30 protein-coding genes are annotated in these 25,279 nt (G+C 41.0%); 24 read left to right on the top strand and 6 right to left on the bottom strand.

Going from position 1 to position 25,279, the window contains the following annotated elements; all coding sequences use genetic code 11:
* Window positions 1–208 precede the first annotated feature (208 nt).
* Both O3616_RS08605 and O3616_RS08600 read left to right on the top strand, forming a co-directional pair.
* The gene (locus O3616_RS08605; RefSeq protein ID WP_371638635.1) at window positions 209–1,063 is read left to right on the top strand and encodes a VOC family protein; all 855 of its coding nucleotides are present in this window, start codon (window positions 209–211) and stop codon (window positions 1,061–1,063) included.
* A 149-nt stretch (window positions 1,064–1,212) separates the two neighbouring features.
* Window positions 1,213–1,470 (top strand): metal-sensitive transcriptional regulator, encoded by a 258-nt coding sequence (locus O3616_RS08600; RefSeq protein WP_000185159.1) that lies wholly within the window; start codon window positions 1,213–1,215, stop codon window positions 1,468–1,470.
* A gap of 108 nt (window positions 1,471–1,578) precedes the next feature.
* Here O3616_RS08600 and O3616_RS08595 read toward each other — a convergent pair whose 3' ends face one another.
* The 4 genes from O3616_RS08595 to O3616_RS08580 form a co-directional block, all read right to left on the bottom strand.
* Window positions 1,579–2,046 carry an SP_0198 family lipoprotein gene (locus O3616_RS08595; protein WP_261021524.1) on the bottom strand — a complete coding sequence of 156 codons (468 nt, stop codon included), beginning with the start codon at window positions 2,044–2,046 and terminating at the stop codon, window positions 1,579–1,581.
* A 227-nt stretch (window positions 2,047–2,273) separates the two neighbouring features.
* A complete protein-coding gene (locus tag O3616_RS08590) occupies window positions 2,274–2,570 on the bottom strand; it encodes a rhodanese-like domain-containing protein (RefSeq protein ID WP_261021499.1) in 297 nt (98 codons plus the stop codon).
* On the bottom strand, window positions 2,560–4,215 hold the full coding sequence (locus O3616_RS08585; protein ID WP_371638634.1) for an FAD-dependent oxidoreductase: 1,656 nt from the start codon (window positions 4,213–4,215) through the stop codon (window positions 2,560–2,562). The genes O3616_RS08590 and O3616_RS08585 overlap by 11 nt, the downstream gene beginning before the upstream one ends.
* Window positions 4,216–4,235: 20 nt before the next feature.
* Complete coding sequence (locus O3616_RS08580) at window positions 4,236–4,541, bottom strand: rhodanese-like domain-containing protein (RefSeq protein WP_371638633.1); 306 nt, start codon at window positions 4,539–4,541, stop codon at window positions 4,236–4,238.
* 175 nt (window positions 4,542–4,716) lie between these two features.
* Between O3616_RS08580 and O3616_RS08575 the strand changes: the two genes are divergently transcribed.
* The 7 genes from O3616_RS08575 to rpsD all read left to right on the top strand — a co-directional run bounded on the left by O3616_RS08575 (window position 4,717) and on the right by rpsD (window position 12,936).
* Window positions 4,717–5,481 carry a nucleoside phosphorylase gene (locus tag O3616_RS08575; RefSeq protein WP_261087566.1) on the top strand — a complete coding sequence of 255 codons (765 nt, stop codon included), beginning with the start codon at window positions 4,717–4,719 and terminating at the stop codon, window positions 5,479–5,481.
* 33 nt (window positions 5,482–5,514) lie between these two features.
* Window positions 5,515–6,894, top strand: a complete 1,380-nt coding sequence (locus O3616_RS08570) for a TrkH family potassium uptake protein (protein WP_371638632.1) — start codon at window positions 5,515–5,517, stop codon at window positions 6,892–6,894.
* Between the two features lie 13 nt (window positions 6,895–6,907).
* On the top strand, window positions 6,908–7,573 hold the full coding sequence (locus O3616_RS08565; RefSeq protein ID WP_371638631.1) for a TrkA family potassium uptake protein: 666 nt from the start codon (window positions 6,908–6,910) through the stop codon (window positions 7,571–7,573).
* A gap of 124 nt (window positions 7,574–7,697) precedes the next feature.
* A complete protein-coding gene (locus tag O3616_RS08560; RefSeq protein WP_371638630.1) occupies window positions 7,698–10,259 on the top strand; it encodes an SSURE domain-containing protein in 2,562 nt (853 codons plus the stop codon).
* A 123-nt stretch (window positions 10,260–10,382) separates the two neighbouring features.
* On the top strand, window positions 10,383–11,081 hold the full coding sequence (locus tag O3616_RS08555; protein WP_115904708.1) for a response regulator transcription factor: 699 nt from the start codon (window positions 10,383–10,385) through the stop codon (window positions 11,079–11,081).
* Window positions 11,078–12,130: an ATP-binding protein gene (locus tag O3616_RS08550; protein ID WP_371638629.1), complete on the top strand. Its 1,053-nt coding sequence runs from the start codon at window positions 11,078–11,080 to the stop codon at window positions 12,128–12,130. Before O3616_RS08555 ends, O3616_RS08550 begins: the two co-directional genes overlap by 4 nt.
* A gap of 194 nt (window positions 12,131–12,324) precedes the next feature.
* Window positions 12,325–12,936 carry a 30S ribosomal protein S4 gene (gene rpsD, locus O3616_RS08545; RefSeq protein WP_000092756.1) on the top strand — a complete coding sequence of 204 codons (612 nt, stop codon included), beginning with the start codon at window positions 12,325–12,327 and terminating at the stop codon, window positions 12,934–12,936.
* A 156-nt stretch (window positions 12,937–13,092) separates the two neighbouring features.
* Here rpsD and O3616_RS08540 read toward each other — a convergent pair whose 3' ends face one another.
* Together O3616_RS08540 and O3616_RS08535 are read right to left on the bottom strand one after the other, a co-directional pair.
* Complete coding sequence (locus tag O3616_RS08540) at window positions 13,093–14,256, bottom strand: site-specific integrase (protein ID WP_136937398.1); 1,164 nt, start codon at window positions 14,254–14,256, stop codon at window positions 13,093–13,095.
* A gap of 173 nt (window positions 14,257–14,429) precedes the next feature.
* Window positions 14,430–14,900 carry a helix-turn-helix domain-containing protein gene (locus O3616_RS08535; RefSeq protein WP_136937397.1) on the bottom strand — a complete coding sequence of 157 codons (471 nt, stop codon included), beginning with the start codon at window positions 14,898–14,900 and terminating at the stop codon, window positions 14,430–14,432.
* Window positions 14,901–15,056: 156 nt separating this feature from the next.
* On the opposite strand from O3616_RS08535, the gene O3616_RS08530 reads away from it, so the two are divergent.
* The 15 genes from O3616_RS08530 to O3616_RS08460 all read left to right on the top strand — a co-directional run bounded on the left by O3616_RS08530 (window position 15,057) and on the right by O3616_RS08460 (window position 25,117).
* Window positions 15,057–15,245 (top strand): helix-turn-helix transcriptional regulator, encoded by a 189-nt coding sequence (locus O3616_RS08530; RefSeq protein WP_136937396.1) that lies wholly within the window; start codon window positions 15,057–15,059, stop codon window positions 15,243–15,245.
* 343 nt (window positions 15,246–15,588) lie between these two features.
* Window positions 15,589–16,020: a hypothetical protein gene (locus O3616_RS08525; protein ID WP_261202548.1), complete on the top strand. Its 432-nt coding sequence runs from the start codon at window positions 15,589–15,591 to the stop codon at window positions 16,018–16,020.
* On the top strand, window positions 16,017–16,220 hold the full coding sequence (locus tag O3616_RS08520; RefSeq protein WP_261202549.1) for a hypothetical protein: 204 nt from the start codon (window positions 16,017–16,019) through the stop codon (window positions 16,218–16,220). The genes O3616_RS08525 and O3616_RS08520 overlap by 4 nt, the downstream gene beginning before the upstream one ends.
* A gap of 14 nt (window positions 16,221–16,234) precedes the next feature.
* Window positions 16,235–16,501, top strand: a complete 267-nt coding sequence (locus tag O3616_RS08515) for a DNA-binding protein (RefSeq protein WP_136937393.1) — start codon at window positions 16,235–16,237, stop codon at window positions 16,499–16,501.
* Between the two features lie 9 nt (window positions 16,502–16,510).
* Window positions 16,511–17,356 carry a phage replisome organizer N-terminal domain-containing protein gene (locus O3616_RS08510; RefSeq protein ID WP_136937392.1) on the top strand — a complete coding sequence of 282 codons (846 nt, stop codon included), beginning with the start codon at window positions 16,511–16,513 and terminating at the stop codon, window positions 17,354–17,356.
* Between the two features lie 12 nt (window positions 17,357–17,368).
* A complete protein-coding gene (locus O3616_RS08505) occupies window positions 17,369–18,223 on the top strand; it encodes an ATP-binding protein (protein WP_136937391.1) in 855 nt (284 codons plus the stop codon).
* A gap of 457 nt (window positions 18,224–18,680) precedes the next feature.
* On the top strand, window positions 18,681–18,851 hold the full coding sequence (locus O3616_RS08500) for a hypothetical protein (RefSeq protein ID WP_004263715.1): 171 nt from the start codon (window positions 18,681–18,683) through the stop codon (window positions 18,849–18,851).
* An 89-nt stretch (window positions 18,852–18,940) separates the two neighbouring features.
* Entirely contained in the window at window positions 18,941–19,336 is a 396-nt protein-coding gene (locus O3616_RS08495) for a minor capsid protein (protein ID WP_261202550.1), read from the top strand.
* A gap of 12 nt (window positions 19,337–19,348) precedes the next feature.
* Entirely contained in the window at window positions 19,349–19,978 is a 630-nt protein-coding gene (locus O3616_RS08490; protein WP_371638627.1) for a hypothetical protein, read from the top strand.
* A gap of 121 nt (window positions 19,979–20,099) precedes the next feature.
* Complete coding sequence (locus O3616_RS08485; protein ID WP_371638626.1) at window positions 20,100–20,426, top strand: hypothetical protein; 327 nt, start codon at window positions 20,100–20,102, stop codon at window positions 20,424–20,426.
* A 98-nt stretch (window positions 20,427–20,524) separates the two neighbouring features.
* On the top strand, window positions 20,525–20,938 hold the full coding sequence (locus O3616_RS08480) for a DUF1492 domain-containing protein (protein WP_371638625.1): 414 nt from the start codon (window positions 20,525–20,527) through the stop codon (window positions 20,936–20,938).
* A 48-nt stretch (window positions 20,939–20,986) separates the two neighbouring features.
* Window positions 20,987–21,673, top strand: coding sequence for a DUF3800 domain-containing protein (locus O3616_RS08475; RefSeq protein ID WP_015606052.1), 687 nt, complete (start codon window positions 20,987–20,989; stop codon window positions 21,671–21,673).
* A 312-nt stretch (window positions 21,674–21,985) separates the two neighbouring features.
* On the top strand, window positions 21,986–22,201 hold the full coding sequence (locus tag O3616_RS08470) for a hypothetical protein (RefSeq protein WP_371638624.1): 216 nt from the start codon (window positions 21,986–21,988) through the stop codon (window positions 22,199–22,201).
* Between the two features lie 840 nt (window positions 22,202–23,041).
* Window positions 23,042–23,848, top strand: a complete 807-nt coding sequence (locus O3616_RS08465; protein ID WP_371638623.1) for a hypothetical protein — start codon at window positions 23,042–23,044, stop codon at window positions 23,846–23,848.
* A gap of 21 nt (window positions 23,849–23,869) precedes the next feature.
* Complete coding sequence (locus tag O3616_RS08460) at window positions 23,870–25,117, top strand: toxic anion resistance protein (RefSeq protein WP_371638622.1); 1,248 nt, start codon at window positions 23,870–23,872, stop codon at window positions 25,115–25,117.
* Window positions 25,118–25,279: the final 162 nt, after the last annotated feature.

Below are 25,279 nucleotides of genomic sequence, written 5' to 3'. Positions count from 1 at the left end.
TCTTTTTGGGATTGAGATGAGAGTTATCATAGCATTGGTTAAAAATTTTCGGTGGTTTTATTGTCAATTCTCTGTAGATTTTCTCGTTCTAATCCCATATAGACAAGATTACAGAATCATGATCTATAAGTTGTCTAACTTGACTTTCTTGATGGGAATGATATAATAGTTGTAATAAAAAATATTACAACAGAAAAGAGGACTATTTATGACCTATGAATACAAGAGCCACATTTATTTAGCAGAGGCAGTTTTAAATGTAAAGGATTTGGCAAGTCAAACAGCCTTTTATCGGCAAATTATTGGTTTAGAAATCTTATCTCAAACTGAGACAGAGTCCATTCTAGGACTTGGTGGAAAAGCCTTGGTACACTTGATTCAAGCACAAGAGAGTGGAGAAGTAAGGGAACATTATGGCCTTTACCATCTGGCTATTCTCTTGCCGACACGCAAGGCTTTGGCGGATGTCTTGAAACACCTGACAGAATTACAGATTCCTCTTGTCGGCGGTGCAGACCACGGTTACAGTGAGGCCCTTTACTTGGAAGATTTGGAGGGAAATGGCATCGAGCTCTATCGAGATAAGCCAGTTTCCACATGGGATATTCGAGAAGATGGTCGCATTATTGGGGTGACAGAGGCCCTTGCGGCGCAGGATATCTATGAGTTGGGGGAAAGAGTAGAGCCCTTTATTCTAGCAGAAGGCACGAGAATGGGGCATATTCATCTTTCCGTCAAGGATAGTCGAAAGTCCAGCCAGTTTTATCAAAAAGTGTTAGGACTAGAGGATAAATTCAGTGTGCCTAGCGCTAGTTGGATTGCGGCTGGGGATTACCATCATCATTTAGCTGTCAACGAATGGGGAGGAAAAGGCCTAGCTACGCGTAAGCAAGGCTTGCCAGGCTTAGCCTATTATGTCATTGAAGTCGCACATAAAGAAGAACTGTTAACGATTGCCCAGAGAGCACAAGAAGTTGATGTACCAATCAAATGGCTGACATCGAGCCAGTTGGAAATCACAGACCCAGATGGAATTGTGACTCGTATTCGTTTAGCAAGATAAAACTAGGGATTTCTATCGAGTTATCAGTACGGCTAGTTTGCCTTTTGAAAAGTTTTTGGTAATAGAATCGCGTGAGCTGGATGGGCGAGAATTTTGACAAAGAAGCTGATTAGAGATATAATGAAGAAAAATCGAGCAAGGAAAAAGAAATGACAAACTCAAAGTATATTACTCGTTTGAAACGTTCAGAGGGCCAGTTGCGTGGAATTCAAAAAATGATTGAAGAAGATCGTGATTGTGCTGATATTGTGACGCAATTGACAGCAGTGAAATCTAGTGTGGAGCGCGTGATTGAGATGATCATTACCGAAAATCTTACTGAATGTATCAACCAGCCGCTAGATGATCCTGAAGCTCAAAAGGAACGCCTAGAAAAGGCCATCCGATACTTGATTAAACGGAAGTGAAGTAATTGTTTACTTTATCATAAAGACAAAAATGCCATCAGTAGGATAGTTTAATGTAAGTTTTAACGTTGAGAAAAAGAGGCTCTATTTTTAGGCCTCTTTTTATGATTATTTTGATAAAATAATTCGATCAGAAGGATCAAAGTCAGTATCATCTACTGTAATTTGATTTCCGTTAACAGTGTAGATTTGTACATCATCACCAATGATCATGCGTTGGTTTGCTGGATCAAAAGTAACTTGTTTAATTTTTTGGTCACCGTCAGATTCTAATTTTGTCCATGTTCCTGTTTTACCAGTAACAGTCAAAGTAATTTGATCATGGTCATCTTGTCCTTGATAGGTTCCATCGATGTTTTCAGGTTGAGCTACTGGAGCATTTTGAGCTGGAGCAGCTTGGTTGTTATTGTTATTGCTATTGTTAGTGTTTTGTTGGTTAGATTGCTGATTTTGGTTAGATTGTTGTGTTTGTTGAGCAGGTTGTTGATTTTGTTGTTGAGCTGCAGGGGCACAAGCTACTAATAAACTAACACTGGCTAATGTTGCAACAGAAAGTGCAATAGTTTTTGATTTCATAGTGAATTCCTTCCTTAATGCCAAAGTTTTTAATTTTATACTGAACGTACTTAACAAATGGCGTTCTATGTATTGTATCACTAAAAATATAGAAGTCAATTTATATGCTCAGTTATAGTTTATGAGGAGTTTGACTTGATTTTATCTAGAGCATTCTTACTCATACAAAAAGCAACGGCATATCTGTTGCTTTTTGTATGGGGTAATAGATTCTTGTAAAAGATTATTTATTCTACTTGACCGGGCCAAGCATTCATGCCACCTTCTACATTGGTAACGGTGAGGCCTTGGGCGCTGAGAAATTGGCAGGCAGAGGCAGAACGTACTCCTCCTTGACAGATGACATGGTATGTACGGTTAGGATTGAGTTCTTTGTAGCCCTGCTCTAAGGTACTTAACGGAAGATTTTTGGCACCTGGTGCATGTCCTGCTTGGAATTCATGTGCTTCACGGACATCGATAAGCTCTAGATTTTCATTTTGATATTTTCCATAAAAGTCAACCATGCTGATACTAGTTTCCATATTCTACTCCTTCTGGGTTAGCCATTTTGTATAGTGAGTAAGCGCCGTCAAGGTTTTGGACGGTAAATCCTGCTTGCTTGAGGATACGCTCTGCGATATAGCTGCGTAAACCACTGTGGCAGCTGACGATGTAGGCTTGGTTCTTGTCAAGTTCATCCAAGCGATCCCGTAGTTCGTTTAGGGGGATGTGTATAGTGTCTACCTTAAGTCGACCACTTTGAAGTTCGCTACTTGTCCGTACATCAAGGAATTTCTTTCCCTTAGCTAGTTCGTCTTCGAGCTGGTACCATTGAACATTGTCGCTGAGACCTTCGACAAGGTTTAAGGCTGCGTAGCCCAGCATATTGACGGGATCCTTGGCAGAACCAAATGGTGGCGCATAGGTAAACTCTAACTCTGGTAAGTCAAAGACGGTGAGATTTCCCTTGATAGCAGTTGCCAGGATATCGATGCGCTTGTCAACGCCTTTCTTACCAACTCCTTGGGCACCGTAGATTTTTCCAGTGTTTGGGTTAAAGAGGAGCTTCAAGGTCATATCAGTAGCGCCTGGATAATAACCAGCATGGTCTTTACCGCTGACATGAAGGGGCTTGTAAGGAAGTTGATTCATGCTAAGGATACGCTCGCTGAGCCCAGTCGAAGCAGCTGTCATATCAAAGGCACGAACGATAGCAGTGCCGATACTTCCCTTGTTTGTACGTTCTAGTCCTGCGATGACGTCTGCCACTTGGCGTCCCTGACGATTGGCAGGAGAAGCGAGAGAGATGAGGGCATCTTGGCCTGTGATTTCTTGCTTGACAATGATAGCGTCACCGACAGCATAAATATCTTTTTGACTGGTTTCGTAATGTTCATCGACTAGGATACCACCACGAAGTCCCAGTTCAATCCCCGCAGCTTTTGCCAGTCCGTTTTCAGGTTCAACACCGACAGAAAGGATGGTGAGGTCAGAAGTGATCTTTTGCCCGTTTTCGAGAACGATGATTTTTCCTTGGTCTTCAAATCGAATCGCAGACTGAGAAGTGATAACGCGAACACCGTTTTTAACCAATTCTGCTTGGACAAAGGCTGCCATTTCTTGATCTAATGGTGGCAAGACATGGGGTGCTTTCTCAACAATAGTAACTTGCAGGCCACGTTTTGCCAGATTTTCAGCCATTTCAAGCCCGATAAAGCCTGCACCAATAACGACAGCTTCTTTTGGATAATTGTCCAAGGCTGCCATAATTTCATCGAGATCGGGAACATTGCGGAGCGTGTAGGCATTCTTAGCTTCTGCCAAGCCTTCAATGGTAGGAACAAATGGTTTAGCTCCTGGGGAGAGGATCAACTTGTCGTAGCTTTCTGTGAATTCCTGTCCATTGTGTCGTACAGTCACAGTGTGCTCTGCTGGCGAAATGCTGATGACCTTATGGAAAGGACGAACATCCAGATTAAAGCGTGCTTTGAGACTTTCAGGAGTTTGGACCAATAAGCTATCACGGTTTGCAATTTCTCCTGAAACATAGTAAGGAAGTCCGCAGTTTGCAAAGGAAACAAAGGGACCTTTCTCAAAAATAGTGATTTCAGCGTCTTCCATGAGACGTCTGAGGCGGGTTGCTGCTGACATACCGCCTGCAACTCCTCCGACAATGATAATTTTCATTGACTTTCTCCTTTATATATCTAGATGACCTTACCTGTCCAAGCGCTCATACCGCCTCGGACATTGATGACATCATATCCTTTTTTCTTTAGCTTTTTAGCAGCCATCTTACTACGCATACCAGAATGACAAATGACATAAAGTGTTTCTTTTGTCGCTGGTGTATAAGATCCGATTTCGGATAGAGGGACATTCTTGGCATTTTTGATATGGCCTCTACGAAATTCCATCGGCGTCCGAACATCCAGTAGCTGAATTGGTTCCTTGAGTTTGGCTTCTAACTCGCTGGTAGAAATACTGTCAATTTTTGTAAATAAGTGAAACATAGGCACCTCCAAATATACCCTTATGGGGTATATTAAACCATGAAGTCAAGCTTTTGTCAAGCAAGTTGTTTTGACTTGGTAGCGATTGTATTGTTTTTCTTCTCGGTTCCTCAGATTCCTCCTTGACACTTTGTCAGCTTTTGATACAATAGTACAAAATTAGAGGAGGTGGGTTATGATTCAGAAACATGCGATTCCTATTTTAGAGTTTGATGACAATCCTCAGGCAGTCATCATGCCCAATCACGAGGGGCTGAATTTGCACTTGCCCAAGAAGTGTGTCTATGCTTTTTTAGGTGAGGATATAGACCGCTATGCGAGGGAAGTAGGGGCGGATTGTGTCGGCGAATTCGTTTCAGCCACCAAGACCTATCCAATCTATGTCGTGAACTACAAGGACGAGGAGATTTGTCTGGTTCAGGCACCTGTCGGCTCCGCTCCAGCGGCTCAGTTTATGGATTGGTTGATTGGCTATGGTGTGGAGCAGATTATCTCTACAGGTACCTGTGGTGTGCTGGCTGATATAGAAGAAAATGCCTTTTTAGTCCCTGTTCGTGCTCTGCGAGATGAAGGAGCCAGTTATCACTATGTGGCACCTTCTCGTTATATGGAAATTCAGCCAGAGGCTATTGCTGCTATTGAGCAAGTTTTGGATGCCAGAGGGATTTCTTATGAAGAAGTCATGACCTGGACGACAGACGGTTTTTACCGAGAAACGGCTGAAAAGGTGGCTTATCGCAAGGAAGAAGGCTGTGCTGTTGTGGAGATGGAGTGTTCTGCGCTTGCGGCAGTAGCCCAACTGCGTGGGGTTCTCTGGGGAGAATTGTTGTTTACAGCTGATTCCTTAGCAGACTTGGACCAGTACGATAGTCGTGACTGGGGTTCAGAAGCTTTCGAGAAGGCCTTGGAACTCTGCCTTGAGATAGCCTTTCAGATATAGCTACTCTCCTACTTTTTATGGTACAATGGATGTATGTTATTCAAATTATTTGTGAAAAAAATTGAGAGAGCCTTGGGCGGACTTTCGCCAGCTCGTCGTATCTTTTTAAGTTTCGCTGGAGTTATTTTTATAGGTTCTCTCCTTTTGAGTTTGCCTTTTGTTCAGGCGAGTGGTTCGCAGGCTACTTATTTTGACCATCTCTTTACGACGGTGTCCATGGTCTGTGTAACCGGCCTTTTTACGCAACCAGTGGCTACTACCTATAATGTCTGGGGGCAGTTGATTTGTATGCTTTTAATACAGATTGGTGGTCTAGGGCTCATGACCTTTATCGGGGTCTTTTATATTCAGGGGAAGCAAAAGCTCAGTCTTCGCAGTCGTGAAACCATTCAGGAGAGTTTTAGTTACGGGGAGACTCGGTCGCTGAAGACCTTTATGCGCTCCATCTTTTTGACGACTTTTCTAGTGGAGGGCTTGGGTGCTTTTCTTCTTAGTTTCCGTTTTATTCCTGAGTTCGGCTGGGGACGAGGCATTTTCACCTCTATCTTTTTAGCCATTTCAGCCTTTTGTAATGCTGGTTTTGATAATTTCGGCAGTAGCAGTTTAGTGGCTTTTCAGACGGATCCCTTGATCAATCTGGTCATTGCTGGCTTGATTATCACAGGTGGTCTTGGATTTATGGTTTGGTTTGACTTGGCAACCCAGTTTGACAAGAAGAAAAAACGCCGTCTGCGTTTTCACACCAAGCTGGTTCTATTCTTGACTGCAGGGATCTTGCTGTTTGGGACAGTATCCACACTCTTTACGGAGTGGCACAATCCAGGAACCATTGGCAATCTCAGTTTCCCAGAGAAAGTGTTGGTTAGCTTTTTCCAAACCGTCAGCATGAGAACGGCCGGTTTTGCTTCTATTGACTACACTCAAGCTCGGCCTGTGACCTTGTTTATCTATATCCTACAGATGTTTCTCGGAGGGGCACCTGGAGGAACGGCTGGGGGGCTCAAGATTACGACTTTCTTTGTCTTGTTGGTCTTTGCGCGTAGTGAATTGCTGGGCTTACCTCATGCTAATGTTGCGCAGAGAACCATTGAGGCTCGAACAGTCCAAAAATCCTTTAGTGTCTTCATTATCTTTTTGATGACCTTCTTGTTGGGCTTGATGTTGTTGGGAATTACAGCAGAAGGAACACCGCGATTTATTTACCTCATGTTTGAGACCATTTCAGCTCTTGCGACAGTTGGGGTAACGGCAAATCTGACGCCAGAATTGGGCAAGCTAGCTCTTAGCATTGTCATGCTGCTCATGTTTATTGGCCGTATCGGTCCCTTGACCTTGCTGGTTAGTCTAGCTGACTACCAGCCTGATAAGAAAGATTTGATTCAGTATATGAAAGCAGATATTAGTATTGGATAAGAAAGGAAGAATGATGTCAGATCGTACGATTGGAATTTTAGGTTTGGGGATTTTCGGGAGTAGTGTCCTGACAGCCCTAGCCAAGCAAGATATGAATATCATTGCCATTGACGACCACGCCGAGCGAATCAATCAATTTGAGCCAGTTTTGGCGCGTGGAGTTGTGGGCGATATTACAGATGAGGAACTCCTCAGAACTGCAGGAATTGATACCTGTGATACGGTTGTAGTGGCAACAGGAGAAAATCTAGAGTCGAGTGTGCTTGCAGTTATGCATTGTAAGAGTTTGGGGGTACCACGGGTTATTGTCAAGGTCAAAAGCCAGACAGCTAAGAAGGTGTTAGAAAAAATCGGTGCTGACTCAGTGATCTCGCCAGAGTATGAAATGGGTCAGTCCTTAGCGCAGACCATTCTATTTCATAATAATGTCGATGTCTTTCAGCTGGATAAAAATGTGTCTATCGTAGAGATGAGAATTCCTAGTGTATGGGCAGACCAAAGCCTGAGTCAGCTGGATCTACGTGGTAAATACAACCTCAATGTTTTAGGATTTCGTGAACAAGAAAATTCACCCTTGGATGTCCAGTTTGGCCCTAATGATCTCTTGAAGGCGGATGCCTATATCTTGGCTGTCATTAACAACCAGTATCTAGATGATTTGGCAGAATTAAATTCGTAAAAAAATTAATATAAGTATTTTATAAGAGGGATTTAAGAAAAATTTTAACTTTTTCTTAATCCTTTTTAATTTTAGGAGATTATACTAGAGTCATCAAATAAAGAAAAACTCTAAGGAGAATCCTATGAAATTCAATCCAAATCAAAGATATACTCGTTGGTCTATTCGTCGTCTCAGTGTCGGTGTTGCCTCAGTTGTTGTAGCCAGTGGCTTTTTTGTCCTAATTGGCCAACCAAGTTCTGTACGTGCCGATGCGATCAATCCAACCCCTGCCCAAGTAGTGCCAGACGCTGCTTCGGTGAGTGAAAAGAGCGACTTACCAGCAGAGGTTCTCAAGAAAGCAGTTGATGTAGCTCTTCCTTCAGAACAGGCAGATTCAACACCTAAAGCAAGCTTGGATACTACAAGCTCTCCAGAAAAAGCAGATGTAGCTGATAAAGATCAAGTGGTAGCACCAAAAGAAGAAGCGCAAGCAAAACCAGAATCTAAGAAACAAACAGAAGATGCGTTTAAACCTGTGGAAAGTCCTGCAGCTACAGTTGCTGGACAAGACCGTGAAGCAAGTGAAACTCAACCAGCAACCACTCCAGCTGAAGTCCAAAAAGGCGTGGCTGACAACACTAAAGATACAGTGGATGTTCCGGCATCTTACTTGGATAAAGCTAACTTCCCTGGTCCATTCACAGCCGGTGTCAATCAAGTCATCCCATATGAATTCTTCGCCGGAGATGGTATGTTAACTCGCCTTATCTTGAAAGCCTCCGACAAGGCTCCATGGTCAGACAATGGTTCAGCTAAAAATCCAGCCCTTCCACCAGTAGAGAAATTGGGCAAAGGTCTCTACTTCTATGAAGTGGACTTGGCAGGTACTCAAGGAAAATCAGATAAAGAGCTTCTAGACCTCTTGAAACAAAACGGCACTCAAAGCTACAAGGCGACTATCAAGGTGTACGGCGCGAAAGATGGCAAGGCTGATTTGACAAATCTCGTAGCGACTAAGGATTTGGATGTCAACTTGAACGGCTTGACTACCCCAGCTGAAGTCCAAAAAGGCGTAGCCGACAATACTAAAGACACAGTGGATGTTCCGGCTAGCTACCTTGATAAAGCCAACTTCCCTGGTCCATTTACAGCCGGTGTCAACCAAGTCATTCCATACGAATTCTTTGCTGGTGACGGTATGTTGACTCGCCTTATCTTGAAAGCATCAGACAAAGCCCCATGGTCAGACAATGGTTCAGCCAAAAATCCTGCTCTTCCACCAGTAGAGAAATTAGGTAAAGGCCTTTACTTCTATGAAGTAGATTTGGCTGGCACTCAAGGAAAATCTGATAAAGATCTTCTTGATCTCTTGAAACAAAACGGCACTCAAAGCTATAAAGCTACCATCAAAGTGTACGGTGCGAAAGATGGCAAGGCCGATTTGAGCAATCTCGTAGCGACTAAAGGTTTGGATGTCAACTTGAATGGCTTAACTACACCAGCTGAAGTTCAAAAAGGCGTAGTCGACAATACTAAAGATACAGTAGACGTCCCAGCTACTTACTTGGACAAAGCTAACTTCCCTGGTCCATTCACAGCTGGTGTCAACCAAGTTATTCCGTATGAATTCTTCGCTGGTGACGGTATGTTAACTCGTTTGATTTTGAAAGCATCAGACAAAGCTCCATGGTCAGACAATGGTTCAGCTAAAAACCCCGCTCTTCCACCAGTAGAAAAATTAGGCAAAGGCCTCTACTTCTATGAAGTGGATTTGGCTGGCACTCAAGGCAAATCTGACAAAGAGCTGCTTGACCTTTTAAAACAAAACGGTACGCAAAGCTATAAAGCTACTATCAAAGTGTACGGTGCGAAAGACGGCAAGGCAGACTTGAGCAACCTTGTAGCGACTAAAGAATTGACAGTGAACTTAAATGGCTTAACTACCCCAGCTGAAGTGCAAAAAGGTGTGGCTGATAATACGAAAGATACAGTGGATGTTCCGGCATCTTACTTGGATAAAGCTAACTTCCCTGGTCCATTCACAGCCGGTGTTAACCAAGTTATTCCATATGAATTCTTCGCAGGTGACGGTATGTTGACTCGCCTTATCTTGAAAGCATCCGACAAGGCTCCATGGTCAGACAATGGTTCAGCCAAAAATCCAGCTCTTCCACCAGTAGAAAAATTGGGCAAAGGTCTCTACTTCTACGAAGTAGACTTGGCCGGTACTCAAGGTAAATCTGACAAAGAGCTTCTAGACCTTTTGAAACAAAACGGTACGCAAAGCTATAAAGCTACCATCAAGGTATACGGTGCGAAAGATGGCAAGGCCGATTTGAGCAATCTGGTAGCGTCTAAAGAATTGACAGTGAACTTGAATGGGTATAAGTCCCTCAATGATATGAAATCTAAAATGCCAGCTGTTAGCCAAGATAAGATGATGCCTAACAAAGAGCAGGACAAAACCATGAATGCTAGCCAGCCTATGGTAACCTCAAGTAAAATGCCTGATGAAGGCAAGATGGCATTTACTAACAAGGTATCAAGTCCAATGATGGCTGATCAAATGAAAGACCAAAAAGGCATGCTTCCATATACTGGTGAAGCCCAAACATCAATGGCTACTCTTGGATTCTTTGGATTAGCTTTGGCCGGACTGTTAGGTGGCCTCGGTTTGAAAGCTAAAAAAGAGGAAAATGACTAGTCTAGCCACAGACTTTCTATCTAGGATATGAAAAATCTAGATATCGTTTAGAATGTTCGTAAAGAGATAAAAATAGTGTTATACTATTGTGGTATAGCACTGTTTTTTTCAAAGGAGAGACAGATGGGAAAGACAATTTTACTCGTTGACGACGAGGTAGAAATCACAGATATTCATCAACGCTATCTGGTTCAGGCGGGATATCAGGTTTTGGTGGCCCATGATGGAGTAGAGGCCTTGGAAATCTTCAAGCGAAAACCAATTGATTTGATTATTACAGATATCATGATGCCTCGGATGGATGGTTATGATTTGATTAGCGAAGTTCAGTATCAATCTCCGGATCAGCCTTTTCTCTTTATCACGGCTAAGACAAGCGAGCAGGACAAGATTTACGGCCTGAGCTTGGGGGCAGATGACTTCATTGCCAAGCCCTTTAGCCCACGTGAGCTGGTTTTGCGTGTCCACAATATCTTGCGTCGCCTTCATCGTGGAGGTGAGACAGAAGTCGTCAGTCTCGGGGATTTACGGATGAATCACGGTAGTCATGAGGTCCAAGTCGGAGATGTGGCGCTTGATTTGACAGTCAAATCCTTCGAACTTCTATGGCTTTTAGCCAGCAATCCAGAGAGAGTTTTTTCTAAGACAGACCTCTATGAAAAGGTCTGGCAAGAAGACTATGTGGATGATACTAATACCTTGAATGTTCATATTCATGCTCTTCGACAGGAGTTGGCTAAACATGCCAGCGCAGAAACGCCTGCTATAAAAACTGTCTGGGGTTTGGGCTACAAAATTGAGAAAGCACGAGGTAGTCAATGAAATTAAAAAGTTATATTTTAGTGGGGTATGTCATTTCAACACTCCTAACGATTATCGTGGTTTTTTGGGCTGTTCAAAAAATGCTGATTGAGAAAAGCGAGATTTACTTTCTGCTTGGAATGACCATCGTTGCCAGCCTTGTCGGTGCTGGGATTAGTCTCTTTCTCTTATCGCCGGTCTTTACTTCATTGGGCAAACTCAAGGAACATGCCAAGCGGGTAGCGGACAAGGATTTTCCTTCAAATCTGGAGGTTCAAGGCCCTGTAGAATTTCAACAATTAGGCCAAGCTTTCGATGAAATGTCCCATGATTTGCAGGCCACCTTTGATTCCTTGGAAGAAAGCGAACGTGAAAAGGGCTTGATGATTGCTCAACTTTCGCATGATATCAAGACCCCCATCACGTCGATCCAAGCGACGGTAGAAGGGATTTTGGATGGCGTTATCAAGGAAGGAGAACAGGATCATTATCTAGCAACCATTGGGCGTCAGACGGAAAGACTCAATAAACTGGTTGAGGAGTTGAATTTTTTGACCCTAAACACAGCTAGAAATCAGGTCGAAACGACCAGCAAAGACAGCATTTTTCTGGACCAGCTCTTGATTGAGTGCATGAGTGAATTTCAGTTCTTGATTGAGCAGGAGGAGCGAGATGTCCACTTACAGGTAATCCCAGAGTCTGCCCGGATTGAGGGAGATTATGCCAAACTTTCTCGTATCTTGGTGAATCTGATCAATAACGCTTTTAAATACTCAGCTCCAGGAACCAAGCTGGAAGTAGTAGCTAAGCTGGAAAATAACCAGCTTTCAATCAGTGTGACCGATGAGGGACAGGGGATTGCCCCAGAGGATTTGGAGAATATTTTCAAACGCCTTTATCGTGTAGAAACTTCTCGTAACATGAAAACAGGTGGTCATGGTCTTGGACTTGCGATTGCGCGTGAATTGGCCCATCAATTGGGTGGGGAAATTACAGTCAGCAGCCAGTACGGTCTAGGAAGCACCTTTACCCTTGTTCTCAATCTCTCTGGTAATGAAAATAAAGCTTAAAACCCCTTTACAAATCTAGCCATTCATGGTAAAATGGATTTTGTGTGAAATATCAGCAGGAAAGCATGAAGCTCGTCAACAGGTGTCTTATGATAAGTAACCTTGGCTGTTTAGGCGAAGGGCATCTGCACGAATCAGGGCTTTCTAAGTGACTATTTCCACCGAAATATTATTTATATCAGGAGGACATTCATATGTCACGTTATACAGGACCATCTTGGAAACAAGCTCGTCGCCTTGGCCTTTCACTTACAGGTACAGGTAAAGAATTGGCACGTCGTAACTACGTACCAGGACAACACGGACCAAACAACCGTTCTAAATTGTCAGAATACGGTTTGCAATTGGCTGAAAAACAAAAACTTCGTTTCACTTACGGTGTAGGTGAAAAACAATTCCGTAACTTGTTCGTACAAGCTACAAAAATCAAAGGCGGAATCCTAGGTTTCAACTTCATGCTTCTTTTGGAACGTCGTTTGGATAACGTTGTTTACCGTCTTGGTCTTGCGACTACTCGTCGTCAAGCTCGTCAATTCGTAAACCACGGTCACATCCTTGTTGACGGAAAACGCGTTGATATCCCATCATACCGCGTAACTCCAGGTCAAGTGATCTCAGTTCGTGAGAAATCATTAAAAGTTCCAGCAATCCTTGAAGCAGTAGAAGCTACTCTTGGACGTCCAGCATTCGTATCATTCGACGCTGAAAAATTGGAAGGTTCATTGACTCGTTTGCCAGAACGCGACGAAATCAACCCAGAAATCAACGAAGCACTTGTCGTTGAATTCTACAACAAAATGTTGTAATATTTTATTGAATAAGATAGGCTGTAAAGCCTTGAAACTAAGCACTTTAGGCCTCTATCCTAGAGTGCTTTTTTTGATTTTACTACCCTTTTAGTTACCCATAACTAATTTTAGGTATAGTAATAGGGTAGCCCAAAAATGGGGCACCCTTATTATTTATAAATTGCTGATAGCTGCCTCAAAGATTGAGACGGCTTTTTTAGCTCCCTCTTTGGTAGCATGGACATAAGTATTCAAGGTCATTGAGATATTAGAGTGACCTAGTCTATACTGTAAATCTTTCGCCTCTATGCCAGCGTATAGCATGATTGTAGCGTGAGTATGTCTGAAACCATGGAAACTAATATCAGGAACGCCAGCAGCTTTAAAGTGACTTTGTAGTCTCTTTCTTAGCAAACAAGCGTAGGCGTATTTTGTGGTAAAAGGAGTAAAGACAATCCCCTCAGACCGTCCTAGTTGCCATGACTGGACTTGTTGACGTTTTTTATACTGTTTGAGTAGGGAAACTGTAGCCTTGTCTATGTCAATCTCTCTTAGACCTGCTTTAGATTTAGGCGTATTTGTTTCCTGGTATCTATTTAGAGTCTTAGATATGCTGATAGTGCCTTTTTTAAGGTCAATATCAGACCACTCAAGAGCTAAAGCCTCACCGATACGGCAACCACTAGCCAGCAACGTCTTATAAAGCACGTAGTCAAAGAAATTCTCATAACTAGACTGATCCAAATCTTCCAGGTAGTCTAAAAACCGTTTTAGTTCCTGGTTGCTGAAAAATTTGACCTTATGCTCTTTATTTTGTTGTTTACGTGGGATAATGACATCACGCGCAGGGTTATGCTGGATTACTTGCATAGTCACGCCATACTGGAGTATACGGCGGTTTATATTGTTTAGAAAGCTATAGTTTGCGTATGCCCCTTTTTCGCCCTTATTGGCCTTGTCAGCCCACTTATTGACTTGTTGCTGGATAATGGGAGTAGTGAGCTTGTCTAGCTTGTAATCACCGAATACAGGCAAAATATGAAGCCTTACGATCCCCTCCATGGATTGCTGGGAATTTGGCTTGATTGTATTCTTGTAACTCTCCCACCATAAAGCGACCAGCTCCCTATAGGTTGTAATGGTCGGTTTTTCCTTTACACTATATCCATTAGCTGCAAAAGCATTGACAGCCTCCCTAGCTTTGATTTTAACGCCCTTTTTAGTGTTGGCCGTGACCGTAGTTCTAGCCTTTTTCCCTGTAAGCTTATCAACACCTAAATAAACGCTTGAGCGGTACACTGTAGTACCGTTTTTCTTTTTGTATTCTGTAATATTCATAGTCATACCTTTCTAACATCAGTAAGCAAGTATGGGATTTAGTCAAGTATTTATGAATATTGTCTTTATATAGTGCTGAGAGCTACGAGAAAGCCCTATTTTCGTTTGTTTTAGGTGTGATGATAATTTTTATATAGCTGAGCTATAAAATCGCTTAGAGAGCGTTTTAGGGGTTATTTTGTTAAAGAGTCTTCAATGCGCTCTAGGTCGCTTAGAAAGTCTAGTAAAGTATCTAAGATATTCTCTATATCAGAGGCATAAGAGTCTGGTTTAACTACTTCATATTGTGATAAACGGCTACAGATATGCTCTATAAATTCTAAAGCTATTAAGGTATCAGTCTTTATTTTTTTGACTTCTTCAATATCTTTTAAGAAATCAAGATTTTTTTGAGAGTGTGGCGAACTCCTTGAGTCATATACTTTTTGGTCATCTTGATACCCTAATAGGTAACCGACAGGAACATTAAAAAAAGTGGCTAAATATATCCATACCTTCCCATTTCTGGGAGATCGTTTGCCGTTTTCATAATAAGAAAGTTGGCTATCACTCACAGTAACACCATAAAGCTCATTAAGTTTTTGGCTTAGTTTTTTTAGAGAAATTCCGTTCTGTTTCCTAAGTTCTTTCAGTCTATTATCCATATTTTAACTACCTTTCAAAAATGATTATAACACAAAATGATAACAATGAGCAAAAAAATTATCAAAATGTCAATAAAAATACTTGACATTATCAAAAAGATAATATAAACTAATCTTACTATCAAAATGATAGTGAATAAATTGAGGAGGTGCCTTATGCTAATCAGTGTAGAAATAGCTGAAAAAATACGATCAAAAAGGGGAAAACAGAATTTAACTAAAAGTCAGACAGCCTTAGCCCTTGGAATTGCTAGGACAACATTAAACAAGGTTGAAACTGGGAACTATAACGCTCCAAAGCGTATCTATGAGGCAGTTATGAACTGGCTAGTAGAAGATTTATAAGATTTCTTGCTACCTTTCACTTATAGAAATCTAAGCAACAAAAAAAGCCTAGACAGTCGGCAAACTAGCAAGGCTTTTCACTCAAACAACTAAAACCACAAAAAGCAAGTATGGGATTTAGTTAGGTATTTATTTAATTATATCACAAAATAGTGATTTGTGCCCAGACGAGAGAGCGCTAACTCTTAAAACTGGTATTTTCTCACGTTTTCAAATATTGGCGACTCAGAGCGTGAGGAATGTGAGCAGGAAAGGCGTTAAAAAGCTATTTGGACTTTTTCCCAATTCTAGGAGAAAGTCCTGGAGCAACTATACAAAATAAAAAATAACCGAGGAAATAAACATGAACACATACTTTAAAGAGTTTGAAAAAGGGTTACAACTAGTTGAGGAAAAATTAGATATTTTGTCAGATTGGCATAAAGCTAAAAATCATGATGGAGCTGCAGAAATTGCTGAAGGTTGTCGGTTGGATATTAGTCAGCTATGGGTTCAGTTTTACAAATTATCTGAGGCATATAAAAAGCAAGAGGCAAGTCATGAGGATTTCTTTAATAGGAATGTTGAGAATTTGCTTGGAGAATTAAAAAGCTATGACGAGGAATGTACAGAAAAACATGGAAAAGCTCCTGACTGGTTGCTATTCAATTTCTTAGATCAAGTAATAAAAGAAAATAATTTAAGTAATGGGATCAATCATGTAACTACGTCAACCTGGATGTACTTACGTGGTTTAGTGGCTGCTGATCTGCAAAAAAGAGGGCTATTAAAATGAACGAGCTAGATTTAACCAATACACAGGCGGTTATCTTTATGGTGGTGTTGATTGGCTTACTGGTTTATCTAAACCACCGAGACCGCAAAAAAAGCGCCCAAATGGAGCGAGAAAGCAAACAGACGATAGAAACACCAAGAGAGGATTTAAACCCTTGCTATGGGTGTTATATTCAACTAGCAGGCAAGCGGAGCAATTAGAAAAGGGGTGCAATATGCAACTATTATCAAGAGAGGCAGAGCTTGAGCTACTGGAGAAAGTGGGAGATCACTTAGAGAAAAGGCTTGAGCTTGAAAAGCAGCATAATGACGGCTGGGATTTAATTTCTAGGCCTGATTTACTAGACAAGCTAGGGATCAGTGGAACTACGTTAAACAACTGGGAAAAGCACGGTTTAAGACCGTATCAGTCCCCTTTTGAGAACAGTAAGAAAATTTATTATCGCAAAAGTGACATATACAACTTTCTTGCAGTAGATTAGGGGGTAAAAGTGGGAAGAACTAAAATATATTTTTGGCTAAAAATTGATAAGAAATTTTTTGATAATATTTTTATTAAGAGACTAAAGACAGTACCTGGTGGGTACACTATGACAGTTATTTATATTAGGCTCATGCTAGAGAGCTTGGAAAGTGATTGTATTTTATACTATGAGGGCTACTTTGACAATCTCAAGGAAGAGTTAGCCCTAAAATTAGATGTATCAGAAGATGATATAGATATGACCATGGCATACTTTACAAAATGCGGTTTAATACAGATTGACGAAGATAAAAACGCAGAACTACCCCAGGCTAAAGCCCTGGTACAGCAGGAAACCAACCAAGCAGCATATATGCGAGAATATCGGAAACAGCAACGAGAAAACAAAGAAAACCTTACAATGTCATCTGATAATCTTACATTGTTAACTACGTGTAAGACAGAGATAGAGAAAGAGATAGATATAGAGAAAGAGATAGAGCTACAGCTAGAGCAAGAAGAGGCTAACGCCTCAAAAAATGTTGGTGCTGGCGGTGGTAAAAATCCAATCTTTGAAAAACTCAAACAAGCTTTTGGTGAAATGTCGGTTAATGGGACAATCGTGTCAGAAGTTGAGGACTTGCTACAAACTCACGGACAAGCCTTGCTGATGTATGCACTAGATGAGACGATCCTGAGCGGTGGGCGTAATATTCGTTACACTCGTTCAATATTGGAGAGATTGCAGGGGCAAGGTATCAAGACTGTAGAACAAGCAAAACAGAACACCAAAGAGTACAAGGACAAGCATGCACAAAAATCTAATGGCGTTCCTTTCAGTGAGCTAGGTAAGGCTGATGATTTAGGATTTTAAGAGGTATGTGATATGCAGAAAGAATATAAAGTAGGTGAACGCCTAAACGAACGTGTGGAAATTAGTCCCCAAACTTGTCCAATACATGGTATTTACCTATGGAAAACAGTGAATAAGGTCAAGGCGACTGACAATACAGAGTTACACTATGTGTTAGCTTGTCCTATGTGTATGAATCCAAAGATCGAGAAAGAAAAGGCTGATACTGCTTGCCAAGAAGAGCTGAACGCTGAATTAGCTACTAGTTATTCCTTGTTAGAAGCTAGGAGCATTATACCTCCTAAATTAAAAGAGGCGAGCTATAAAACCTTTACTGTAAGTAATGATACTGACAAGAAAGCCCATGATTTTGGTTTATACTTGAATGAGTATTATTTTAAGCAGGGAGGAAAGGGGAATTCTATCATACAGGGTTCTCATGGTGTAGGTAAAAGTCACTTAACTATCAGTATAGCTAGAAAACTCAATGAGGATTTTAAGGCTATAGGAGAACCTAAGAGCGTGCTTTTTTATCCTGTAGCTAATCTCTTTAGGCTGATAGAGAGCGGAGTAGATTATAATGAGAACCAGCGAAACCAGGGGCAGATGATGAAACTGCTAACGGGTGTAGATTTTCTCTTCCTGGATGATTTAGGGAAAGAAAGCACCTTTGGAAATCAAGGCAAAGAGGCCGCTAATAGCCGTCAACGGTTTTTGTTTGAGTTGCTAGATAGTAGGGTAAGGACGATTGTCAATACCAATCTGACAGGGGAGCAGCTTAAAAAGACTTATGACTCTGCAATAGTAAGCCGACTTATGGAGGGAGTGGGAAGAAACTTCTTTACTTATCCAGAGACGGCAGAGGACAAGAGAAGATTACCTTTTTAGCACTCAAAACTACGCAGGTTAAAAAAGTATGCACTGGGTGCAGGTGCACCCTTAAAAGGTGCAGGCTTTGCATTCCAAAAATGGAACTCAAAAAAGCTCAAAAATGAGCTAAAGTACACTAAAAAGGGTAGTAAAAAGCGTTGAATAGTTAAAAATATCAGTTATATCAACGCTTTAGGGCTCCAAGTATTACAACATTTACTTATCTTTCAAGCTATTAGTCATTTTTGCTTAACAGATTTGTGACTCAAAAATGAGTAGCAAACAAAACTAATAACGGTTATACAGGAACCGAAGACTTTTCGACATATTTGTCGCTCAAAGATAGCCCTAAAATGGGTCAGCTTACAACTGTACCCGTTTGGACACTTGTTGTAGCCTAGCTATAACTACAGGCCAAACTATTTAATGTTTACAGGCGTACCTGGAGGTACACCCGAGATAGAGGAGGTTTAATATGATACAAAAGACAGAACAGCTTAAAGATTTGCTTGATAGAGGCTTTGTTTTATTCTCAAAAAATGGTATAATTGAGTCAGCCAAGTTACCAGAGTTTGGTAGTCTAATCATCAAAACACAAGATGGTAAACCCATTCAAAAGGAAACAAGGCAAAAAGAAAAAATTTAGCTGCTGACTAGAAAACTAGAGGCATGATATAAGAGTTTAACTGCTCTTTGTCATGTCTCTTTTTGTTTTAGTCATAGAAAGGAGGGACTTTGGGAACAGGAGTAAAAGTAAAGGTAAATCTAAAAGGTATTGAGCGTAAAGTAACACCTATGGGATTAGCGAGAGCAAAAGAGGCAGTTACTAATCAGATGGTTATGGACATGCACCGTTTTATACCTAGGCGATCTGGAGAACTAAGAGGAAACTTAACTAAGGCCAATGGGAGAATAGTCTATAATGCGCCGTATGCAAGAATGCAGTTTTACGGCAAGAAACGGAAAGGGTTCGTTTCAGATAAACAGCGTAAGTTTTTCTTTGCGAATAAAGAGGAACTACTAAAATATAAAAAAGCCCCAGGAACAGGACCGAGATGGGATAAAAAAGCTAGCGCTCTATATTCTAAGGACTGGGAACAAGTAGCTAGAAGAGCGCTAGAATTGAAATAAAGGAGAATTACCATGACACTACAACAAATAAAGGCACAAATTTACAACCTAGGCACTTATAAGCAACAAAAGATTGAGGCTTATGGAAAAATGAAAAAAGAACTTTGGGAAAAAGTTCGAGATCAGGTTTTATATCAGTCTGAGGCTGAGCTACGCCTGGAGAATTTTAAGAAAGAGGCCGATCAGTACTCAGATACTGAGTTTGCAAATATTCTAGCTAAGCTAGAGAACTTTGAACAGACAGAACTAGAGAAAATTAAATCAGAGTACGAAACAGTAACGGCTGATAATGTTGCTGAGTTGAACTTACTGAGCACTATGAAAGTATCAGAGCAGGAGCTGCTAAGTTACTTAGAGAAATACAAGCGCAATCCGTTGGCCATTAAGAAGTTACATGAAATCGGATCAGCTAACAACATTTCTTTGCCTAGCTATATCCTGAAAGAGGATAGACTAGCTGATCTGCTAAATGTATTCAAACGATATGCCAAGAGTTATCATGATACTCCAATCATTGATAGTAACGGTTCAGCAAGTGATCTAGCTTTCATGTTAGTTTTAGCTAGTGATGAATTGAATACAGCTTTAGAAACATACTCTAATCATTTTGATACGGCTCTAGGGCTATCTGAGAGCTTGTAAAACTAGTCAAAAGTGTATCAGCGATAAAATACCTGATACACTTTTTAGAACGGTTTACGGAGCGTTTAGAGCGTTCCAATGAAGTATAATTTCCGAAACGAACACGGTGAGAGGGTGCTAAATGGAGAGAGATGTTAGAGGGCGTTTTTTACCAGGTAATCAAGTTGCTAGAGGCAATCGAGGAAATAGACAACCGAAGTATGGAAACAATAATGCTATGAAACACGGTTTATATAATCGTTATACAGGCCTTTTACCTAGTAGAAATGGCGACCTTTCAATATATAAAAACGGAGTATGTTTAGGATCTTTACATAAGAAATACTATCACACAACAGAAAAGGGCGAGATAATGATAGACGTACAAGTAGTACAACGCCTAATAGATGTTTGTGGCTTGCCTGAAAGTCTTTTCGGAGATCCTGAGTACGTTGAATACTATGAGTAATGTCCGTTTTTGGACTTAACTAAAACAAAAAAGCCCAGGCGTTCCGCCTCGGCTAATAGTTCTCGCAAAGACTATTATATCACAAAGGAGGCCAAGGCATGACACCAGAGCAGGTAAAAGAAAAACTAGAGGGCGTTAAGTGGATAAACAAGGAGATCAAAGGCTTATATTTGGAATTGGAAGCCCTGGAAGGTGGTATTATCCAAAAGCCAACACTAAGCCATAGCAGGGTGCAGACAAGCAGAGAGAACCAGACAGAGAACAATCTTATAAGTGTTCTGAAGCTAAAAGAGGATACGCTCCAGAGAATTGAGCGCCTTACTGAGGAAAGAATGGAAATATCTAGGCTGATCGATAAGCTGACCAATCCGTTTGAACGGTCTGTTCTAAGGCTTTTTTACTTGAATGATCTCGACGCTTGGGAGGTTGCTGAGGAAATAGGGAAGTCTAAATCTTCGATATATAAAGTAAGGCAGGAAGCTATAGAAAACATTGCAAAAGCTATGAATTAAGATATTGTTGTGGTATAATTCTAGCTAATAACTAATGAGGAAGAACAGTTGAAGAAAATTTCAATTTTTATAGATGACTCAGGGGTCTTTCACTCCAATCATAACTACTTTGTGTACGCAGGTTTTTGCTTTATTTCTGATGAAGACAAAATATCTGCTAAAAAACGCTATCGCTCTCTTAATACAAAAATAAAAAAAGCTAAAGCCATAGAGGGAGAGCTCAAAGCAGCGAATATTGAGAGAAAGCACAAAAATGCTCTCTTTAAGGTTCTTAAAGATGAGATTAGTTTTTCTGTGTCAGTTAATTTACCAAACGTTCACGCAAGTGTTATGGGAGATAAAAAATCACGTCAGCGCTTTAAAGATTATGCTTTAAAGAGGGTGGTAAAAAATCTGTTCAAAAAACTAATAGAGCAAGGCTTGATTAACAAGAATGATGATATTGAGCTTTTTGTGAATATTGATCAACAAGGCTTTGCTACGAATGGTTTATATGGTTTGGGTGAGGGGATCCTGGAGGAGTTGAAGCATGGGATTACCAACTTCAACTACGGGAAGTTTTATCCTCCGATTTTAGAAGGGGATTTTGTTGTCCATACTAAGTCATGTGTTTCTGAGAATGACTATTTAATACAGGCTGCGGATATTTTAGCTAATAGAATATGGAACTCATATGAAAAGCAGGTCAGTGAGTTACGAGACATACCGAACCATACTTTTTTAAATTTACCGTAGTTTTTACTTGCCAAAAGCGCGCGCGTGGTATAGAATAGAATTACAGGTATAAGTACACTGTTTAAACATCTGAACTGTGATTAAAGCAATTAAGCGTATGTTAAGTACGTCGCACTCAGATGGAGAAGCGCCATTAGGTGCTTTTTTTGTAATCTTTTGATATAATGTTACTGAGGAAATGAAGTAGAAAAATATCGGACGCACACGCACCCGAAAGGGTATCTGAGAGGTGGGGAATGTCCGTCCCACCATTTCCTATTGAGGCTGTAAGCCTCTTTTTTTAGAATTTTAGCAAGTGATAGAGGGATGAAAATGAGAAAACAACTTTGGAACTACTTACACTTAAGGGTTCAGGTAGTAACTGGTGACGGTAAAGTCATAAAAGGTTTTGTCACAGATTTTATTGACGAAATGGACAATGATGAGAAAGATGAAATCACTATCCTCGTTGATAATCCTAGTCCTGATGAACCAACTGAGATTTCTCTCTTTGAGAGTGAGATCATCTCAATTAAAGCAATCTCATAGCGCTTAGAACAATCTGGGCCTTAGACAGAAAAGTAAAATAAAAAGCACCTTTGACAGGTGCAATTTACTTGCTTACTGAACTCATCAATTTAAGTCCCCTTTTTGTTACCCTTTATGTTTTCTCAGCTTATTTGAATTTAATAGTTTTTGAGAAAATCAAGTTAGATTTAGAGCAGGCTTAGGCCTACTTTTCTCTATCTAAATCTAGCAAGATAACAAAATGCTTTAATTTTAAGATATATCTTACAGAAAGCCTACAACAGTGGGCTTTTTGCTTTGTCTTAAAATGTTGATTTCGGGGTTTGTTTAGAGATTTGCTAGTAAGATTATTTGTGTATCTAAGTCTATCTATTCCAAGAATGAAGCGATGTTGATGATATAAATCCGATATACCATAATATTTTAGTTCTCTCGCTTTAAGGAAGGGAGGTGTTATGTATGCTAGAGTTACTTTCCCTTTTTCAAGCTCCGTTACTTGTTAACGTACTATCTGAGCTTTTCAAGCTATGGATAAAGAGACGTAGCAAGTAGCATTTAACCCTTTTAGAGGGTAGCAAAAAACCCCATCGGTGGCACGGTGGGGCTTTTTAGTTATATATGCTAGAAGCATTATTTTCCCTTTATGCTTTCATTCTAACACAACCCCTCCGATGTTTCAAGCTTTTGTTTTGATATTCCTCAGAGTGTGTTTGTGGTTTGAGTCCGCTTTCCTGAAATTATCCCACGCGCTACCAAGTTCCATTCTACAGCAAAGAAATCAACTCTTTTCTAGGGGATTTCCGCCCTCATTTTTGTCTTTTGTGCTAAAATAGACTTATAAATTGAAAATAAGGAATGTTTATGAAATCAGGTAATGGTTTTTGGAAAGGCTGTCTCTATTTTTGGGGCTTCTTGTTCTTACTGGGCCTTTTGGTCCAATATGCTCTTCCGCTTGCGGCTTGTGTCCTGCTAGGTTATGGTGGTTATCGTCTCTATAAACGTTGGCGCTATCCTCTTTTACAGGATGCTTCGCTCGACGATCGGATTGAGCTTTTAAAAGCTAGAATTCGCCAGGCGGATAAAGATATTCAGCAGTTAGAGGGAGTCTTGGTAGAAAAAGGCTCAGAGTCCTATAAGAGTCTGGCCAATCAAGTATTAATCGAACTGCGGGAAATCCATCAGGAGGCGGATCGTCTCAAGTCCTATATCGATGCTGATGTCTACAACCGTATTGACAAAAAGGTTCGTACAGTAAGGGCAAACATCGATGTTCAGCTAGAACGTTTGGATAGAGAAAGTCAGGTAGATCTTGAAAATGCGGAGCCAGAGGAATTAGCTCCAGAATTGTCCCAGACCTTGGCCAATATTGCCATTGATCATCAGGCTATTTTAGACAAGATTGCCACCTCTGCTGATGGTGATAAGGAAGAATTGACGGCCATTCATAGTTTGAAGATGGAGAAATTCCAAACGATTTTAGAAGGCTATTTAAAGATTAAGGCCAATCCGAAGAACTATAATCGAGCAGAAGAACGCTTGCAACAAGCTAAAGCAGCCATCGAACAATTTGACCTTGAACTGGACCAAGTCTTGAGAGAACTCAATGAAACAGATATGCGTGATTTTGATATCAGTTTGCGTATCCTAGAAAAAGATCGTAAAGAATAGGTTAGAAACAAAGGAGTAACCATGACAGAATTTAATTTTGATATTGACCAGATTGCCAATAATACGGTAGCTAAGGTGGATAAAACAACCCAAATCATCGAGACCAATACTGGCTCGGACAAGACCTTGACCTTCCTTGAAAAGTTGAGCCCTGAGCAGCAAGAAGGAATCAAGGCGCACGTGCCCCAGTTAGTAGACCAGTTTGTCACCAATCAAAACGCTCTTTTGGATTTTGGACAATCTGCTGTTGAAGGTGTGAACAATACGGTCAATCGTATCTTGTCAGAACAAAAGAAATTGCAGATTCCCCAAGTGGATGACTTACTCAAGAATACCAACCGTGAGTTGCAAGGCTTTGTCGTCAAATACAAGAACGCTGAAATTGCTGAGTTAGAAGAGAAGCCAAACTTTTTGCAACGCTTGTTTAACAAGAGTAAAAATACGCTACAAGAATTTTACTTTGACTCAAAAACAGTGGAGCAAAAGCTCGATGGCATGGCTGCTGCAGTGGTCAAGCAAGAAGATGTGCTAGCTCGAAATATCGTCTCTGCTGAGATGTTGATTGAGGACAATACCAAATCCATTGAAAATCTAGTGGGAGTGATTTCCTTTATCGAAGCTAGTCAGACAGAAGCTGGCAAGCGCGCTGCCGAACTCAAGGCCCAAGTTGACCAACTCGATACAAGTACGGTAGAATACCAAACCAAGTCACAAGAATTGGCCCGCATGGCTGAAGTGGTCAATACCCTTGAACAACAACATACTGAGTATGTCAGCCGTCTCTATGTTGCCTGGGCAACAACACCTCAGATGCGGAATCTTGTGAAGGTATCATCTGATATGCGCCAAAAATTGGGCATGCTTCGTCGCAATACGATTCCGACAATGAAGCTTTCCATTGCCCAACTGGGTATTTTGCAACAATCAATGAAATCCGGTGTCGTGGCAGATGCTATTGTCAATGCTAATAATGCTGCTCTTCAGATGCTAGCTGAAACCAGTAAGGAAGTGATTCCGCAGATGGAACGAATTGCCCAAAGCCCGACAGTCGCTGTCGAATCGGTTACCCAACTGGCTGAAAGTCTGGTCGCCCAAAACCAAGGTATCGTCGCAGCTATTGAATTGGGACGTCAGAAACGTGCCCAACTAGAAACAACCATTGTCAAGTCCGCAGAAATGATCAACGATTCTGTCAAACTACGCGATGAGAAAATCGTCCAAGCTCTTCTAGAACAAGGCAAGGCCGCCCAGAAAGAAGTACAAGAATAACACACAAGTCCCCTGCAAGCATAGTTTGCAGGGGATTTTGCTTTGCTAGGAGTCTTTACCAACCATTGTTAGTTGCAAGCTAGTAGGCCCAACACTAGACGCCCAAGCAGAATTAAGTGCCTATCTCGAAAAATTGAAAGAGATTTAGAGACTTGTGAGAAT

This window comes from Streptococcus sp. 27098_8_86, assembly GCF_041432595.1.
Lineage (GTDB): Bacteria > Bacillota > Bacilli > Lactobacillales > Streptococcaceae > Streptococcus > Streptococcus pneumoniae_F.
Note: the sequence above shows the minus strand (reverse complement) of the source record. Positions and strands in the feature narration are given on the sequence as shown.